This is a genomic window from Bradyrhizobium sp. (assembly GCF_022844465.1).
Lineage (GTDB): Bacteria > Pseudomonadota > Alphaproteobacteria > Rhizobiales > Xanthobacteraceae > Bradyrhizobium.
Genome location: NZ_JALHLP010000001.1, coordinates 515,142 through 530,395 on the forward strand (window position 1 = coordinate 515,142; position 15,254 = coordinate 530,395).

21 protein-coding genes are annotated in these 15,254 nt (G+C 62.8%); 2 read left to right on the forward strand and 19 right to left on the reverse strand.

Going from position 1 to position 15,254, the window contains the following annotated elements; genetic code table 11:
• Positions 1 to 138 precede the first annotated feature (138 nt).
• From Q0D31_RS02595 to Q0D31_RS02605, 3 genes are read right to left on the reverse strand one after another with little or no spacing between them, the layout of a single operon-like run.
• Positions 139 to 855: a tetratricopeptide repeat protein gene (locus tag Q0D31_RS02595; RefSeq protein WP_291844316.1), complete on the reverse strand. Its 717-nt coding sequence runs from the start codon at positions 853 to 855 to the stop codon at positions 139 to 141.
• Positions 852 to 2,195: a replication-associated recombination protein A gene (locus tag Q0D31_RS02600; RefSeq protein ID WP_291844318.1), complete on the reverse strand. Its 1,344-nt coding sequence runs from the start codon at positions 2,193 to 2,195 to the stop codon at positions 852 to 854. The genes Q0D31_RS02595 and Q0D31_RS02600 overlap by 4 nt, the downstream gene beginning before the upstream one ends.
• Positions 2,192 to 3,586 (reverse strand): DegQ family serine endoprotease, encoded by a 1,395-nt coding sequence (locus Q0D31_RS02605; protein WP_291844319.1) that lies wholly within the window; start codon positions 3,584 to 3,586, stop codon positions 2,192 to 2,194. Before Q0D31_RS02605 ends, Q0D31_RS02600 begins: the two co-directional genes overlap by 4 nt.
• 180 nt (positions 3,587 to 3,766) lie before the next feature.
• On the opposite strand from Q0D31_RS02605, the gene Q0D31_RS02610 reads away from it, so the two are divergent.
• Positions 3,767 to 4,780, forward strand: a complete 1,014-nt coding sequence (locus tag Q0D31_RS02610) for a zinc-binding alcohol dehydrogenase family protein (RefSeq protein ID WP_291844321.1) — start codon at positions 3,767 to 3,769, stop codon at positions 4,778 to 4,780.
• Between the two features lie 188 nt (positions 4,781 to 4,968).
• A complete protein-coding gene (locus Q0D31_RS02615) occupies positions 4,969 to 5,394 on the forward strand; it encodes a hypothetical protein (protein ID WP_291844323.1) in 426 nt (141 codons plus the stop codon).
• A 199-nt stretch (positions 5,395 to 5,593) separates the two neighbouring features.
• Here Q0D31_RS02615 and rplQ read toward each other — a convergent pair whose 3' ends face one another.
• The 16 genes from rplQ to rplN all read right to left on the reverse strand — a co-directional run bounded on the left by rplQ (position 5,594) and on the right by rplN (position 15,174).
• A complete protein-coding gene (gene rplQ, locus Q0D31_RS02620) occupies positions 5,594 to 6,010 on the reverse strand; it encodes a 50S ribosomal protein L17 (RefSeq protein WP_291844326.1) in 417 nt (138 codons plus the stop codon).
• Between the two features lie 188 nt (positions 6,011 to 6,198).
• Entirely contained in the window at positions 6,199 to 7,251 is a 1,053-nt protein-coding gene (locus Q0D31_RS02625) for a DNA-directed RNA polymerase subunit alpha (protein ID WP_291846690.1), read from the reverse strand.
• 101 nt (positions 7,252 to 7,352) lie between these two features.
• On the reverse strand, positions 7,353 to 7,742 hold the full coding sequence (gene rpsK / locus Q0D31_RS02630; protein ID WP_007603045.1) for a 30S ribosomal protein S11: 390 nt from the start codon (positions 7,740 to 7,742) through the stop codon (positions 7,353 to 7,355).
• Positions 7,743 to 7,866: 124 nt separating this feature from the next.
• Positions 7,867 to 8,235: a 30S ribosomal protein S13 gene (gene rpsM, locus Q0D31_RS02635; protein ID WP_291844334.1), complete on the reverse strand. Its 369-nt coding sequence runs from the start codon at positions 8,233 to 8,235 to the stop codon at positions 7,867 to 7,869.
• 183 nt (positions 8,236 to 8,418) lie between these two features.
• Complete coding sequence (locus tag Q0D31_RS02640) at positions 8,419 to 9,276, reverse strand: adenylate kinase (protein ID WP_291844338.1); 858 nt, start codon at positions 9,274 to 9,276, stop codon at positions 8,419 to 8,421.
• 73 nt (positions 9,277 to 9,349) lie between these two features.
• The gene (secY, locus tag Q0D31_RS02645) at positions 9,350 to 10,681 is read right to left on the reverse strand and encodes a preprotein translocase subunit SecY (RefSeq protein ID WP_291844341.1); all 1,332 of its coding nucleotides are present in this window, start codon (positions 10,679 to 10,681) and stop codon (positions 9,350 to 9,352) included.
• Positions 10,682 to 10,827: 146 nt separating this feature from the next.
• On the reverse strand, positions 10,828 to 11,316 hold the full coding sequence (rplO, locus tag Q0D31_RS02650) for a 50S ribosomal protein L15 (protein WP_291844344.1): 489 nt from the start codon (positions 11,314 to 11,316) through the stop codon (positions 10,828 to 10,830).
• Positions 11,317 to 11,391: 75 nt separating this feature from the next.
• Positions 11,392 to 11,586, reverse strand: a complete 195-nt coding sequence (gene rpmD / locus Q0D31_RS02655; protein WP_291844346.1) for a 50S ribosomal protein L30 — start codon at positions 11,584 to 11,586, stop codon at positions 11,392 to 11,394.
• A gap of 36 nt (positions 11,587 to 11,622) precedes the next feature.
• Entirely contained in the window at positions 11,623 to 12,198 is a 576-nt protein-coding gene (gene rpsE / locus Q0D31_RS02660; RefSeq protein ID WP_028349043.1) for a 30S ribosomal protein S5, read from the reverse strand.
• A gap of 60 nt (positions 12,199 to 12,258) precedes the next feature.
• Positions 12,259 to 12,618, reverse strand: coding sequence for a 50S ribosomal protein L18 (gene rplR / locus Q0D31_RS02665; protein WP_291844351.1), 360 nt, complete (start codon positions 12,616 to 12,618; stop codon positions 12,259 to 12,261).
• 11 nt (positions 12,619 to 12,629) lie between these two features.
• Positions 12,630 to 13,163 carry a 50S ribosomal protein L6 gene (gene rplF, locus Q0D31_RS02670; protein ID WP_291844353.1) on the reverse strand — a complete coding sequence of 178 codons (534 nt, stop codon included), beginning with the start codon at positions 13,161 to 13,163 and terminating at the stop codon, positions 12,630 to 12,632.
• Between the two features lie 16 nt (positions 13,164 to 13,179).
• Positions 13,180 to 13,578 (reverse strand): 30S ribosomal protein S8, encoded by a 399-nt coding sequence (gene rpsH / locus Q0D31_RS02675; RefSeq protein ID WP_291844355.1) that lies wholly within the window; start codon positions 13,576 to 13,578, stop codon positions 13,180 to 13,182.
• Between the two features lie 13 nt (positions 13,579 to 13,591).
• Positions 13,592 to 13,897, reverse strand: a complete 306-nt coding sequence (rpsN, locus tag Q0D31_RS02680) for a 30S ribosomal protein S14 (protein ID WP_291844357.1) — start codon at positions 13,895 to 13,897, stop codon at positions 13,592 to 13,594.
• A 44-nt stretch (positions 13,898 to 13,941) separates the two neighbouring features.
• Positions 13,942 to 14,499 (reverse strand): 50S ribosomal protein L5, encoded by a 558-nt coding sequence (rplE, locus tag Q0D31_RS02685; RefSeq protein ID WP_291844359.1) that lies wholly within the window; start codon positions 14,497 to 14,499, stop codon positions 13,942 to 13,944.
• Positions 14,492 to 14,806 carry a 50S ribosomal protein L24 gene (rplX, locus tag Q0D31_RS02690; protein ID WP_291844362.1) on the reverse strand — a complete coding sequence of 105 codons (315 nt, stop codon included), beginning with the start codon at positions 14,804 to 14,806 and terminating at the stop codon, positions 14,492 to 14,494. Before rplX ends, rplE begins: the two co-directional genes overlap by 8 nt.
• Positions 14,806 to 15,174 carry a 50S ribosomal protein L14 gene (gene rplN, locus Q0D31_RS02695; RefSeq protein ID WP_291844364.1) on the reverse strand — a complete coding sequence of 123 codons (369 nt, stop codon included), beginning with the start codon at positions 15,172 to 15,174 and terminating at the stop codon, positions 14,806 to 14,808. The genes rplX and rplN overlap by 1 nt, the downstream gene beginning before the upstream one ends.
• Positions 15,175 to 15,254 lie beyond the last annotated feature (80 nt).

The window sequence follows — 15,254 nt, forward strand, 5'->3', positions numbered from 1 at the left end:
CTCCGGAGACAAGCGGTTGCGTAGCGCAAATGTCGGTTATCGTCACGGTTAATTCGGCGCAATTCCGACCATCCCATCGCCCTGTTCAGCCGGAACGGAGTTCCGCGCGCCCGCCAAGGACGGGCGCGACGGCGCGCCCTACTTGCACTGGGCGACGCTTCTCACTGCGGTCAGATCGCTGGCGGACGTGGGAGACGGACGCTGCCTGGCGGCCTGCTCCGCCGCCGCACAGGCCGACGCCGGGTCGCCATTCTGGAAGCGCGCCCAGGCGAGATTGGTCCAGGCATCGGCCAGATCGGGCGCATCCCGGGTCGCCTGTTCCAGCACCGGCTCAGCCTCGCGTGGCCGCTTGGCGATCAGCAGCAGGCGGCCGTAGTCGGCATTGAGCGCCTTCAACGGCTGCGGCTGCCTGAGCGCGATCCTGAACAGCTCTTCTGCGGCGTCGAAGTCCTTGAAACGGATTTGAGCAACCGCAGCGAAGCCATGGTAGACGCCGCTTTGCTCGGGTGAAATCAGAAACGCCTGGTTGAACCGCTGCGCGGCCTCTCCCATCTTGCCGGCGTTGATCGCCCGCCAGCCGCGCTTGGTGGTTTCCTCAAACGCCTTCTCCCGCGTGCCGGCCGCCTGAATGATGGCGGTAACGAAGTTCGCATCGGCAGCCTTCTGCGCTGAGTCCTTGATCGAAAATCCGAAGAACGGCTGCTCATTGATCGGCGCCGGATAGGTTCGCCTGGTCACCTGCACGCCCGGTGCGACATCGACGGTGTCGGCGGTTGCAGAAAATGCAGACGCCAGCGTTGCCACAAGCGCGGCGATCCAGATTGCCTGCTTTCGATGATTTCCAGAACCGCTCATTCGCCCTCCCCTCGCGCGCGCTCCTTGCGCAGCCTGGCCCAGTACTCCAGCCGCTTGCGGATTTCCCGCTCGTAACCGCGATCGGGTGGATCGTAGAATGTCTGTCGCCCCAGCGCTTCCGGGAAGTAGTCCTGGCCGGAGAACGCTTCCGGCGCGTCGTGGTCGTAGGCGTAGCCCGAGCCATAGCCTTCCGACTTCATCAGCTTGGTCGGCGAGTTCAGGATGTGCTTGGGCGGCAGCAGCGATCCACCCTCCTTTGCCGTGCGCATCGCAGCGCCAAACGCCTTGTAGGCCGCGTTCGATTTCGGCGCGGTGGCGAGATAGATCACGGCCTGCGCGATCGCCAGTTCGCCCTCCGGCGACCCCAGAAAATCGAAGGCATCCTTGGCGGCGTTGCAGATCACCAGCGCCTGCGGATCGGCAAGCCCGATGTCCTCGACCGCCATGCGCACCACGCGCCGCGCCAGGAACAGCGGATCCTCGCCCGCATCCAGCATGCGCGCGAGGTAATACAGCGCGGCATCAGGGTCGGAGCCGCGCACCGATTTATGCAGCGCCGAGATCAAATTGTAATGACCGTCGGCCGACTTGTCGTAGATCGGCGCCCGGCGCTGCAGGATCTCCTGCAGCTGCACGGCGTTGAAGACTTCATCCTTACGCGCGGCGCGCCAGACTTCTTCGGCGAGCGTCAGCGCGGCGCGGCCGTCGCCATCGGCCATCCGTACCAGCACCGCGCGCGCTTCCGCATCCAGCGGCAACTTCCTGCCTTCGATCGCTTCGGCATGGGCATAGAGCTTCTCGATCGCGCCCGGATCGAGCGAATGAAACACCAGAACCCGCGCCCGCGACAACAGCGCGGCGTTCAGCTCAAACGACGGATTTTCGGTGGTGGCGCCGACCAGCACGACGGTGCCGTCCTCCATCACGGGCAGAAACGAATCCTGCTGCGCGCGGTTGAAGCGATGCACTTCGTCGACGAACAACAGCGTGCCCTTGCCCATCTCGCGCCGGGCGCGCGCCGAGTCGAACACCTTTTTCAGGTCGGCGACGCCGGAGAACACCGCCGAAATCTGCTCGAAATGCAGGTCGGTGGCGTCCGCCAGCAACCGCGCCACCGTGGTCTTGCCGGTACCCGGCGGCCCCCAGAACACCAGCGAACCAAGCGTCCGGGTCGCCAGCATCCGCGTCAGCGCGCCGTCGGGACCGAGGATATGATCCTGTCCAACGACATCGACGAGCGCCCGCGGACGCAGCCGGTCGGGCAGCGGATGCGGCGCATCCTGCTCCAGCCCTGCCGCCGCAAACAGATTGGCGGCCTCGCGTGGTTGCTTCGGGCTCATCCGCCCAGCGTCACGTTGATCTGCTGCCCGCCGCGCACCACGACGATGCGCCAGAGTCGGGATGTCGCTTTCGAAACCCGGTCAAGATCGCTGGTCTTGCCGATCTTCTGGTTGTTGACCGCAAGAATGACGTCGCCCTTCTGAAAGCCGACGCTGGCCGCCGTGCCGCCCTCCGCGAGATCGACCACCACGACGCCCTCGATCTGTGAGTCGAGATTCAGTTCGTCGGCAACCGCCGGCGATATGTTGGCGACCTTCGCGCCCTGGAACGGCGAGCGCGCGGTGAGGACAATCTCGTCGCGGTTGGTATCGGGCGCGGTCTCCAGCGGCACCGTCAGCCTGACGATCCGGCCGGCGCGCTGCACGTCGATCTGCGCGGTGCCGCCCAGCTGACGGGTGGCGAAGCGGTAGTCGAACGCGTTGGGATCCTCGATCGTCTGCCCCTCGACCGCGACGATCAGGTCGGACAGTCTCAACCCCGCGCGCGCGGCCGGGCTGTTTGGCGCGACATTGGCGACCAAGGCGCCGTTCGGCAGTTTCAGGCCCAGCGTCTCGGCGATTTCGGGCGTCACCGCCTGCAACTTTGCCCCGAGCCAGGGCCGTTTGACCGCCTTGCCGCCGCTCTTGGCGGACGCGACCACGACCCGCACCATGTTGGCTGGAATCGCAAAGCCGATGCCCTGCGAGCCGCCGGAGCGCGAGAAGATCGCGGTGTTGATGCCGACGAGCCTGCCGGCCATGTCGACCAGCGCACCACCGGAATTGCCGGGGTTGATCGCCGCGTCGGTCTGGATGAAGAACTGGTAGTCGGTGATGCCGACCTTGGTGCGGGCCAACGCGGAAACGATCCCGTGGGTGACGGTCTGGCCGACGCCGAAGGGATTGCCCATCGCCAGCACCACGTCGCCGACCTGAAGTTCATCGGAATTGGCGAAGTCCAGCGTTATGAATTTCTCCCTGGCGTCCTTGATCCGTAGCACCGCCAGGTCGGTGCGGCTGTCCTTGAGCACGATCTCGGCCTCGAATTCACGCTTGTCGGCAAGCGATATCTTCACCTGGTCCGCGCCCTCGATCACATGGTTGTTCGTAACCACCAGTCCGGACGGATCGACCATGACGCCTGACCCGAGCGAACGCTGCATTTGTTCCGGCTGCTGCCCCGGCACCCCGAAGAAGCGGCGAAAGATAGGATCGTCCAGCAGCGGATTCCGGTTCTGTACCGTCTTGCCGGCGTAAACGTTCACCACCGCCGGCTGCGCGCGCTGCACGATCGGGGCATAGGAAAGCCTGAGTTCTGCGGGCGACGTCGGCAAGCGGCGGTCTTGCGCGGCCGATGGACCTGCGGCCACCACCGTCATGAGGAATGCCGACACAATTCGGAGTACGATCATCAAGGTTTCCCGAGGGGCTGGTCGGTCAATATAGACTTCCTGGCCCCTGAATAGAAGGGAATCGCACGATCGAGTGGTTGTTTTCGGTGACTTCAGGAAGCCATCGCTTCCACACTTGCATTTTCGCTTCAGAACGGCACCGTAGCAAGGAATTACCGGACCAACAGGGAGAACCGTCGCATGAAGGCCGTCGGATACAAGAAGTCGCTGCCGATCGAAGCGGCAGACTCGCTGATCGATTTCGAGGTTGCGAAACCCGAGCCCAAAGGGCGCGATGTCCGCGTCGCCGTGAAAGCGATCTCCGCCAACCCGGTTGACTACAAGGTCCGCAAGCGCGCCGCCCCGCCCGAAGGCGAGACCAAGATACTCGGCTATGACGCCGCAGGAATCGTCGACGCCGTCGGCGCCGATGTCACCTTGCTCAAGCCGGGCGATGAGGTATTCTATGCCGGCTCGATCCTGCGCCAGGGCACCAACGCGGAATTTCACTTGGTCGACGAGCGCATCGTCGGACGCAAGCCGAAATCGCTGTCGTTCGCACAGGCCGCGGCGCTGCCGCTGACCTCGATCACCGCATGGGAATTGCTGTTTGACCGGCTTGGCGTCAGGCCCGGCAAGAGCGTCGATCCACGCACGCTGCTGATCACCGGCGGCGCCGGTGGCGTCGGCTCAATCCTGATCCAGCTCGCGCGCCGACTCACCGGGCTGACGGTGGTCGCGACCGCCACGCGCCCGGAGTCGCAGAAATGGTGCCTCGACCTTGGCGCGCATGCCGTGATCGATCATTCCAGGCCGATGAAGGAACAGGTCGAAAAACTGAAACTGCCGCCGGTGGCGTTGGTCGCAAGCCTGACCTTCACCGACCAGCATTACAAGGCGATCGCGGATTTCATGGCGCCGCAGGGCAAGTTCGGCCTGATCGACGATCCCCCGGAATTCAGCGTCAGCGCCTTCAAGGGCAAAGCCATCTCGATCCATTGGGAATCGATGTTCACCCGCTCCTCTTTCCAGACGCCGGACATGATCGCCCAGCATCACCTGCTCAACGACGTCGGCGACCTCACCGACAAGGGCGTGCTGCGCACCACGCTCGACCAGACCTTCGGAACCATCAACGCCGCCAACCTCAAGCGGGCGCACGCGCTTCTGGAATCCGGCAAATCCCGCGGCAAGATCGTGATGGAGGGGTGGTAGCTGGCGGCCAAAGGTCCACCGAACGCTCCCTGAACATTCGTTCATGAAGATTAAATTCGCCGCCAATACCCTTGAAGGCCGCGCTTTGGGCAACAAATCCCGATTGAAAGCGTTTAGCGAGCGTCCATCTTGCTGAAACGAACACCGCCCCGAATGTGTTCTGGGCTTGTTACTGAAAGGAGCAGTCTATGAGGAAGGCAACCTTGGGATTGGCCGTTGCGGGGGTCCTTGGCTTGACCGCGGTAACCTCTCCGTCGCCCGCAGAAGCCCGGCGCGGCTTTCTTCCGGGATTGGCCGGCGGGCTGATCGCGGGAGCAGTGATCGGCGGAATAGCCTCCAATGCATATGCGTATGGTCCGGGATACGGCTACCATGGCGGATATGCCCCGGCCTATTATGGAGGCCACTACGGCCCGACCTACCATCGGAGCTACTATCGCCCGGCGTATTACGTCGGCTATGCGCCAGCGTATTATGGTGGTTATTCAAGCTACTACCACGAACCATATGTTCCCGTGGTGCGATATCATCGCGTGGTTCGCCCGGCGTTTGCCTACCATCCGCACCGGCATTACCACCACCGTCACCATCGCCACCACTGGCATCACTGGTGATCGACAAAGAGACTCTTGAAAGCAAAAAGCGGCGCCACGGCGCCGTTGGCGCTGGCGCCAAGGCCGATCCCCGCACCGGGATGACCGGCGCTCCCGATGACGCCACCACCAAAAACAAAACCCCGCCGAAATCGACGGGGTTTGTCAGCAGTCTGAGCGGCGCCAAGGCGCCGCTTTTTTTCAGTCCGTCGAGACAGGCTCAGGCGGCTTCAGCGGCCTTTTCCCGCACCGGGCCGGAGTCCTGGCCCTTGGCGTCGACGTCGCGGTCGACGAACTCGATCACCGCCATCGGCGCGTTGTCGCCGTAACGGAAGCCAGCCTTGATGATGCGGGTGTATCCGCCCTGACGGTCCTTGTAACGGGGCGCCAGCGTGTCAAATAGTTTCCTGACCTGATCCTTGTCGCGCATCTCGGAGATCGCCTGACGACGCATGGCCAGTCCGCCCTTCTTGCCGAGTGTCACCAGCTTCTCCACGATCGGGCGCAATTCCTTCGCCTTCGGCAGCGTGGTGACGATCTGCTCGTGCTTGATCAGCGCCGCGCACATGTTGGCGAACATCGCTTTGCGATGCTCGGCGGTACGGTTGAGCTTGCGATGAACCTTGCCGTGACGCATTTTTGTATTCCTTGAATTCCATTCGTCGCGACGGTTCGTCGGACTTGTTGCTCAGGTGGGCTGCCTGCGTTCGCCCTGTCATGTCATTCCGGACGTCGCGAAGCGGCGATCCGGAATCTCGAGATTCTCGGGTGCGCAATTGCGCACCATAGTTCGATGCTGACGCATCGCCCCGGAATGACGAATTCTCAGTAGTGATCCTCGAAGCGCTTGGCCAGTTCGTCGATATTCTCGGGCGGCCAGCCCGGCACTTCCATGCCGAGATGCAGACCCATCTGGGCCAGAACTTCCTTGATCTCGTTCAGCGACTTGCGGCCGAAATTCGGGGTCCGGAGCATTTCGGCTTCCGACTTCTGCACGAGGTCGCCGATGTATACGATATTATCGTTCTTCAGGCAGTTGGCCGAACGCACCGAAAGTTCGAGTTCGTCCACCTTCTTGAGGAAGGCCGGGTTGAATGCGAGATCCGGGATGATCTCCTGCGCCACTTCCTTGCGAGGCTCTTCGAAGTTCACGAACACATTGAGCTGATCCTGCAGGATGCGGGCGGCATAGGCCACCGCGTCTTCCGGCGTGATCGCACCGTTGGTCTCGATCGTCATGGTCAGCTTGTCATAGTCGAGGATCTGGCCCTCACGGGTGTTCTCGACCTTGTAGGAGACCTTTCGCACCGGCGAAAACAGACTGTCGACCGGAATGAGCCCGATCGGCGCATCCTCGGGGCGGTTGCGCTCGGCGGCGACATAGCCCTTGCCGGCGGCGACGGTGAACTCCATGCGGATTTCTGCGCCCTCGTCCAGCGTGCAAATCTGCAGGTCGGGGTTCAGCACCACGACGTCGCCGACGGTCTGGATGTCGCCGGCGGTAACGGCGCCAGGGCCCGACTTCTTGACGACCATGCGCTTGGGGCCGTCGCCCTGCATCTTGATCGAGATGTCCTTGATGTTGAGGACGATGTCGGTAACGTCCTCGCGAACGCCCGCGATCGAAGAGAATTCGTGCAGCACGCCGTCGATATGCACCGACTGCACCGCCGCGCCTTGCAACGACGACAGCAGGATGCGGCGCAGCGCGTTGCCGAGGGTCTGGCCGAAACCGCGTTCGAGCGGTTCGGCGACGACGGTTGCAAACCTGGTTGCATCATTGCCCGGCGTGATCTGCAGCTTGTTCGGTCGAATAAGTTCTTGCCAATTCTTCTGGATCGTCACTTTGTCACCCCTTCGGGTCCATAGACCGGCCAGTCGATCTGCGTTTGGATCACTGGCGTTGGAGATCGCGGGTCAGTCCGCGGCAGTCAAATTTCAAAACATCGCGGAGCGGCCAAGCCGTCCGCGACCAAACGTCAAACCCGCCGGCGCTTGCGCGGACGGCAACCATTGTGCGGGATCGTCGTCACGTCGCGGATCGAGGTGACAGTGAAGCCCGCCGCCTGCAGCGCGCGCAGCGCCGATTCACGGCCTGAGCCGGGACCTGCGACTTCCACTTCCAGCGTGCGCATGCCGTGTTCCTGCGCCTTCTTGGAAACGTCTTCGGCCGCGACCTGCGCGGCATACGGGGTCGATTTGCGCGAGCCCTTGAAGCCCATCGTGCCGGCCGACGACCAGGCAATGGTGTTGCCTTGCGCGTCGGTGATGGTGATGGTCGTATTGTTGAAAGACGAATTCACGTGCGCGACGCCGGACGCGATGTTCTTGCGTTCGCGGCGGCGTACGCGGGTGGCTTCCTTGCCCATTCCAGTACCTTTCCTGTGATCTCAAACGCCGCCGTAGTTCCAGCGGCTACACCTAAGAAGCGAATGGTGAGTGGCGATTAGCGAATAGAATCATTCGCTACTCCCCATTCGCTATTCGCTGAACTTACTTCTTCTTGCCGGCGATCGACTTGGCCGGCCCCTTGCGCGTACGCGCATTGGTATGGGTGCGCTGGCCGCGGACCGGCAGGCCGCGGCGATGACGCAGCCCACGATAGCAGCCGAGGTCCATCAGGCGCTTGATGTTGATGCCGGTCTCGCGGCGCAGATCGCCCTCGACCAGATAGTCGCGGTCGATCACTTCGCGGATCTGCAGCACTTCCTGGTCGCTGAGCTGGCTGACGCGGCGATCCACGGGGATCTTGACCTTCTCGATGATCTCGGCGGCGTTCTTCTGGCCGATGCCATGGATGTACTGGAGCGCGATCAGCACGCGCTTGTTGGTGGGGATATTCACGCCGGCAATACGGGCCACGGAGCTCTCTCCTGTCACCGACCCCTCAGGGAACGGCTTTAAGTTCTTGATAACGCTGGCTGATGTCCGCAAACGCGAACACGACGCCCTTCCCCTCATTTGCTTTGGGGCCCGGCATCGTCAAAAATTATCCAACGAGGATGCCGGCTTATTAAGGAGTCAACTCGGTTTCGTCAACCGCCCCTATCGTTTAGCTCGCTTTTTCACGGCTTTTTTTGAGGCCTTCCGGACCGTTCGTTTTGCCGCCTTTTTGCCCATCCCGGTTCCCCGGCCCTTGGCGTCCGCAACGGCCCTCTTGCGCGCCTTGGCGACGGCCCTAGAGGCCTGCTCGGCGGCCCTGGGCGCGGTTTTGGCGGGCTTCTTGGCTGCTTTGGCGGCCTTTCTGCCCCCGGGCTTGGCGGTCTTGCTGGAGGCCGCCGTGGCCTTCCTGGCTGGCGCCGCCCTTGGTGCCACGGCGCCTAGCGCGGACAGGATCCGGTCAATTTCCCGGGTGACCTGCTCGATGGTCATCATCCCGTCCACCGTCACCAGCTTGCGCCGCTCGGAATAGTAATGGATCAGGGGCTCGGTCAGCGTGCGGTAGCTCGCCAGCCGCTTCGACAGAACTTCCGGGGTATCATCGTTTCGCACTTCCTCGCCGCGGGCCCGCATTTCGGTTATTCGCGTTTCCACCCGATGCAAGAGCGCGCTCTCGTTGACGCGCAATTCGATCACGGCGTCGAGCTTGAGGCGCTTCCTCTTCAGGAGATCGTCCAGCGCGGCTGCCTGCGGCACCGTGCGCGGAAATCCGTCAAGAATGAATCCGTTCTTGACGTCGGGCTGGTCGAGCCGGTCGGAGATGATCCCGATCACGATCTCATCCGGCACCAGCGCGCCGCTCGCCATGATGTCCCTGGCCTGCAGTCCGACCGGAGTCTGCGCGGCGACCGCGGCCCGCAGCATCTCGCCGGTCGAAAGCTGTACGATGCCATACTTCTGCAACAGCCGTTGTGCCTGAGTCCCCTTGCCCGCGCCCGGCGGACCCAACAGGATCAATCTCATTCCTACCCGCCCCCCGGCTGGGTGAGCGAACCTCGCACACCCCTGTATTGCAGTCGATCCGTGCCGTCTCCGATCAACGACGGCGTCCCCTGAGCTTCGACTTCCTGATCAACCCTTCATATTGATGGGCAAGCAGATATCCCTGCACCTGCGCCACGGTGTCCATTGTCACGCTGACAACGATCAGTAGCGACGTCCCGCCAAAATAGAACGGCACCGCGGCATAGGAAATCAGAATTTCGGGAATCAGGCACACGATCGCCAGATAGGCAGCACCCAGAACGGTGACGCGCGATAGCACGTAGTCGATGTATTCGGCGGTGCGTTCACCTGGGCGAATCCCCGGAATGAAACCGCCATGCTTCTTGAGATTGTCGGCGGTCTCGGTCGGGTTGAACACGATCGCGGTGTAGAAGAACGCGAAGAACACGATCAGCGAGAGATACAGGATCAGGAACAGCGGACGACCATGGCTGAGCTGGGTGTTGAGCCACTGGAACCATTCCGGCCCCTGGCCGGCGTTGAAGTTCGCGACGGTGGCCGGCAGCAGCAGCAGCGACGAGGCGAAGATCGGCGGGATCACGCCTGAGGTGTTGAGCTTCAGAGGCAGATGCGAGGACTGGCCCTCGAACATCTTGTTGCCGACCTGGCGCTTCGGATACTGGATCAGAAGCCGGCGCTGTGCCCGTTCCATGAACACGATGAAGGCGATCACGACCACCGCCATCACGATCACGATCAGGATCAGCGCGGTCGAAAGCGCGCCCTGGCGACCCAGTTCCAGCATGTTGGCAAGCGCCGAGGGCAGTTCGGCGACGATGCCGGCCAGAATGATCAGCGAAATGCCGTTACCGATGCCGCGCGAGGTGATCTGTTCGCCCAGCCACATCAGGAACATGGTGCCGCCAGTCAACGTCACCGATGTGGAGATCAGGAAGAACATGCCGGGCTCGCTGACGACATTGCCAGCGCCCTGCAGACCGACCGCGATCCCCCAGGACTGGAATGCGGCGAGGATCACCGTGAGATAGCGGGTATACTGGTTCAGCGTCTTGCGACCGGCCTCACCTTCCTTCTTCAGCGCCTCCAGCTTCGGCGATACGGTCGTCAGCAACTGGATGATGATCGATGCCGAGATATAGGGCATGATGTTCAGCGCGAAGATCGCCATGCGGTTGATTCCGCCGCCGGCGAACATGTTGAACATGCCGAGGATGCCGCCGGCCTGCGACTTGAACACCTGCTCCCAGACCGCGGGATCGATGCCGGGCAGCGGGATGTAGGTGCCGAGCCGGTAGACCAGCAGCGCGCCAAGCGTGAACCAGATGCGCTTCTTTAGTTCGTCAGCCTTGCCGAGCGCCGAGAAATTGAGGTTTGCCGCAAGTTGTTCTGCTGCTGAGACCATGTTCAGGCTTTCTCCCGCCGCCCCACCGGCCGTCGCCCCGGGCGGAGCGATCGGCGGACGCCGGACATTATTTGGTGCTCGGCTTCGATAAGTCCATCGTTCTGTCGTGCGGATAGCCTGCGGTCAGGCGCGCGATGACGCATAAGTTACGCCGCCTCGCCCTCGTCCTTCTTGGCCGGAGCCAGGATCTTCACCGTGCCGCCGGCCTTCTCGACCGCTGCGACCGCGGATTTCGAGGCGCCGTGGGCCTCGATCGCAAGCTTGGCCTTGATTTCGCCGCGGCCGAGCAGCCGCAGGCCGTCCTTGGGACGCCGCACCACGCCGGCCTTCACCAGCGACTCCACGGTGATCGTTTCCTTGACGTCGACCAGCTTGGCGTCGATCGCCTGCTGCAGCCGGTCCAGATTGATCTCGGCGAAATCGAGCTTGAAGATGTTGTTGAAGCCGCGCTTCGGCAGGCGCCGATGCAGCGGCATCTGGCCGCCCTCGAAGCCCTTGATGCGAACGCCCGAACGCGCGGTCTGGCCCTTGCCGCCGCGGCCCGCGGTCTTGCCCTTGCCTGAACCGATGCCACGGCCGACGCGCATCCGCTTCTTGCGCGAGCCGGCGTTGTCTGCGATTTCGCTGAGCTTCATCGTGAGCTTCCCTTATTCCTGAAGCATGGTCCCTGGCGAAAACCGGTGGCCGGTCTTCGGGATCATGCTCCGATCTTATTTCTCGTCGACGACGCGAACGAGATGTTGAACCTTGGCGATCATGCCGCGAATGGCAGGCGTGTCCTGCAATTCGCTCACGCGACCTATCTTGTTGAGCTTGAGGCCGATCAGCGTCGCACGCTGCGAGTGATGGCGGCGGATTGCGCTGCCGGTCTGCTCGACCTTGATCATCTTTGCGGCCTTGGCCATCGTCTTGACTCCAAAAAGCGCTGGGATCGCGCCAGTTTATTCGGCCACCACTTCGGCGTCTCCGCCGACACGGCGCGACTGCAGCGTGGACACCTTGATATTGCGGCGAGCCGCAACCGAACGCGGCGAGTCCTGGTGCTTCAGCGCGTCGAAGGTCGCCCGAACCATGTTGTAGGGATTTGACGAGCCGATCGACTTCGCCACCACGTCCTGGATCCCGAGTGTCTCGAACACCGCGCGCATCGGGCCGCCGGCGATGATGCCGGTGCCGGCCGGAGCCGCACGCAGGTAGACCCGGCCCGCCCCGTGGCGCCCGGCGATGTCGTGATGCAAGGTGCGGCCCTCGCGCAACGCAACCCGCGTCAGGTTGCGTTTGGCCGACTCGGTCGCCTTGCGGATCGCCTCGGGAACTTCGCGCGCCTTGCCATGGCCGAAACCGACCCGGCCCTTCTGGTCGCCGATCACGACCAGCGCCGCAAAGCCGAAGCGCTTGCCGCCCTTGACGACCTTCGCCACCCGATTGATGTGGACGAGCTTGTCGACGAACTCGCTGTCGCGTTCCTCGCGATCCCTGCTCCGTTCGCGTCCGCCGCGTTCGCGTTCACCTGCCATGGTGTTTTCCAATCTCTAGGGGAGTAAAGCCCCTGTCCTCGTAATTGCCCAAGATGTTCGTTAGAAGCTCAATCCGCTCTCGCGGGCCGCGTCCGCCAGCGCCTTGACGCGCCCGTGATAGAGATAGCCGCCGCGGTCGAACACCACTTCCTTGACGCCGTTCTTCACGGCGCGTTCGGCCAGCAGCTTGCCAACGGCCTTGGCCGCATCGATATTGGCGCCCGTGCTGCCGCTCTCGCGCATGGTCTTTTCCAGCGACGAGGCCGAAGCCAGCGTTTCCCCCTTCAGGTCGTCGATGACCTGGGCGTAAATGTGCTTTGACGAGCGGAACACCGACAGACGCGGACGTCCATTGGCGGACCGGCGCAGCGAGTTGCGCACGCGCTGCTTGCGCCGGGCATTGGTGACCTTGAGTGACATGACCGGCTCCGTTACTTCTTCTTGCCTTCCTTGCGGAAGATGAATTCGTTGGCGTACTTCACGCCCTTGCCCTTGTAGGGCTCCGGCGGACGGTAGGCGCGGATCTCGGCGGCGACCTGGCCGACGCGCTGGGAATCAGTCCCGGTGATCGTGATCTCGGTCGGCTTCGGCACCGTGATGGTGATACCCTCCGGGATCGCATAAACGACGTCGTGGCTGTAGCCGAGCGCGAGCTGCAGCTTCTTGCCCTGCAGCGCGGCGCGGTAACCGACGCCGGTGATCTCGAGCTTCTTCTCGAAACCCTTGGTGACGCCCTCGACCAAATTGGCGACCTGGGCGCGCGCGGTGCCATACATCGCCTGGGCGCGGTTGGTCTCCAGCCTCGGCGCGACCTTGACCGCGCCTTCCTCGAACTTCACTTCAACATCGTCATGCACGACGAACTGAAGCTGGCCTTTCGGCCCCTTCACCTTGACGGTCTGCCCTTCAACGCTCGCCGTCACACCGGACGGGATCGTCACAGGCCGCTTGCCAACACGTGACATTGCTCCAGATCCTTCCTCAGAACACCGTGAAGAGAACTTCGCCGCCGACATTCGCGTCGCGCGCGTCGTGGTCGGCCATGATTCCCTTTGGCGTCGACAAAACCGAAATACCCAGACCGTTCTTCACGCGCGGCAGGTTCTTCACCGACGCGTAGACCCGACGGCCCGGCTTGGAGACCCGTTCGATCTCGCGAATGACGGGCTCGCCGTCGAAATACTTCAGCTCGATCTCGAGCTCGCTGCGGCCGGACGAATGTTCGACGCTGGCGTAGCCGCGGATGTAGCCCTCGGACTTCAGCACTTCTAGCACGCTGGCGCGCATTTTCGAGCCGGGGGTTGACACCTTGGACTTCGAGCGCATCTGCGCGTTGCGGATGCGGGTGATGAGATCGCTGATCGGATCGTGCGTTGACATCTGACGACCCTCCCTACCAGCTCGATTTCACGAGCCCGGGAACCAGGCCCTTGGAGCCGAGTTCACGCAGCGCGATGCGGCTGAGCTTGTTCTTGCGGTAGATCGAGCGCGGGCGGCCGGACAGTTCGCAGCGGTTGCGGATCCGGGTCGCCGACGAATTGCGCGGCATCTGCGCAAGCTTCAGCGTCGCTGCGAAGCGCTCCTCCATCGGCCGGGTCTTGTCGGCGATGATCGCCTTCAGCTTGGCGCGCTGTGGGGCGGCGTTCTTGGTCATCCGCTTGCGCCGGTTGTTCTTCTCGATCGAACTCTTCTTTGCCATGCTTGGCTCCTGGGTTTCCGCGTTTGAGAGGCTTTGACTGCGTCTCACTGCCGGAACGGGAAATTGAATGCGGTCAACAAGGCGCGCGCCTCGTCGTCGGTACGCGCCGTGGTGCAAACCGTGACGTCCATGCCCCATGTTTCCCCGGCCTTGTCGAAATCGATCTCGGGGAAAATGATGTGCTCCTTGATGCCGAGCGAGTAGTTGCCGCGGCCGTCGAAGCTCTTGGGGCTGAGGCCGCGGAAGTCTCTCACGCGCGGCAGCGCCACGTTCACCAGGCGATCGATGAACTCGTACATCTTGGTCTTGCGCAGGGTGACCTTGCAGCCGATCGGCTGGTTTTCACGCAGCTTGAAGGTCGCAATCGCAACCCGCGAATAGGTCACGATCGCCTTCTGACCGGCAATGAGCGCGAGATCGGCCGCAGCGTTCTCGGCCTTCTTGCGATCGTTGACAGCCTCGCCGACGCCCATGTTGAGGACAACCTTGTCGAGCCGCGGCACCTGCATGAGGTTGGCGTAGCCGAATTGTTCGGTCAGCTTGCCGCGAATGCTCTTGTCATACTCCGCGCGCAGGCGCGGCACGTAAGCCGTATCAGCCATCGATCTCTGCTCCCGAGCTCTTGGCAATGCGAACCTTCTTGCCATCAGCCTGAATCTTGAAACCCACGCGGGTCGGTTTGCCGTCCTTGCCGACATAAGCGATGTTGGAGAGGTGAATCGGCGACTCCTTGGAGATGATTCCGCCTTCCTGGCCCTGGGTCTGCTTCTGGTGACGCTTCACCAGGTTGACGCCGCGCACCAGCGCCTTGTTCTCGGCGGGGCGGACCTCGAATACCTCGCCGGTACGGCCCTTGTCGCGGCCGCTCAGCACGATGACCTTGTCACCCTTCCGGATCTTGGCAGCCATTACAGCACCTCCGGCGCGAGCGAGATGATCTTCATGTGGTTCTTGGCGCGCAGCTCGCGCGGCACCGGCCCGAAGATGCGGGTGCCGACCGGCTCCGCCTGGTTGTTGATCAGCACCGCGGCGTTGCGGTCGAAGCGGATGACCGAGCCGTCGGCGCGGCGGATGTCCTTGCGGACCCTCACCACGACGGCTTTCATCACGTCGCCCTTCTTCACCTTCCCGCGCGGGATGGCTTCCTTGATCGACACGACGATAACGTCGCCCACGGTGGCATAGCGGCGCTTGGAGCCCCCCAGCACCTTGATGCACATGACACGGCGTGCGCCTGAATTGTCGGCCACGTCGAGGTTGGTCTGCATCTGAATCATTGATGCACCTCGTCCTCTTTTGATGCGCTCGAATTAGCGCCTTAAATTTCCCTGATAACTCGTCCCGGCGAGGCCGGCCG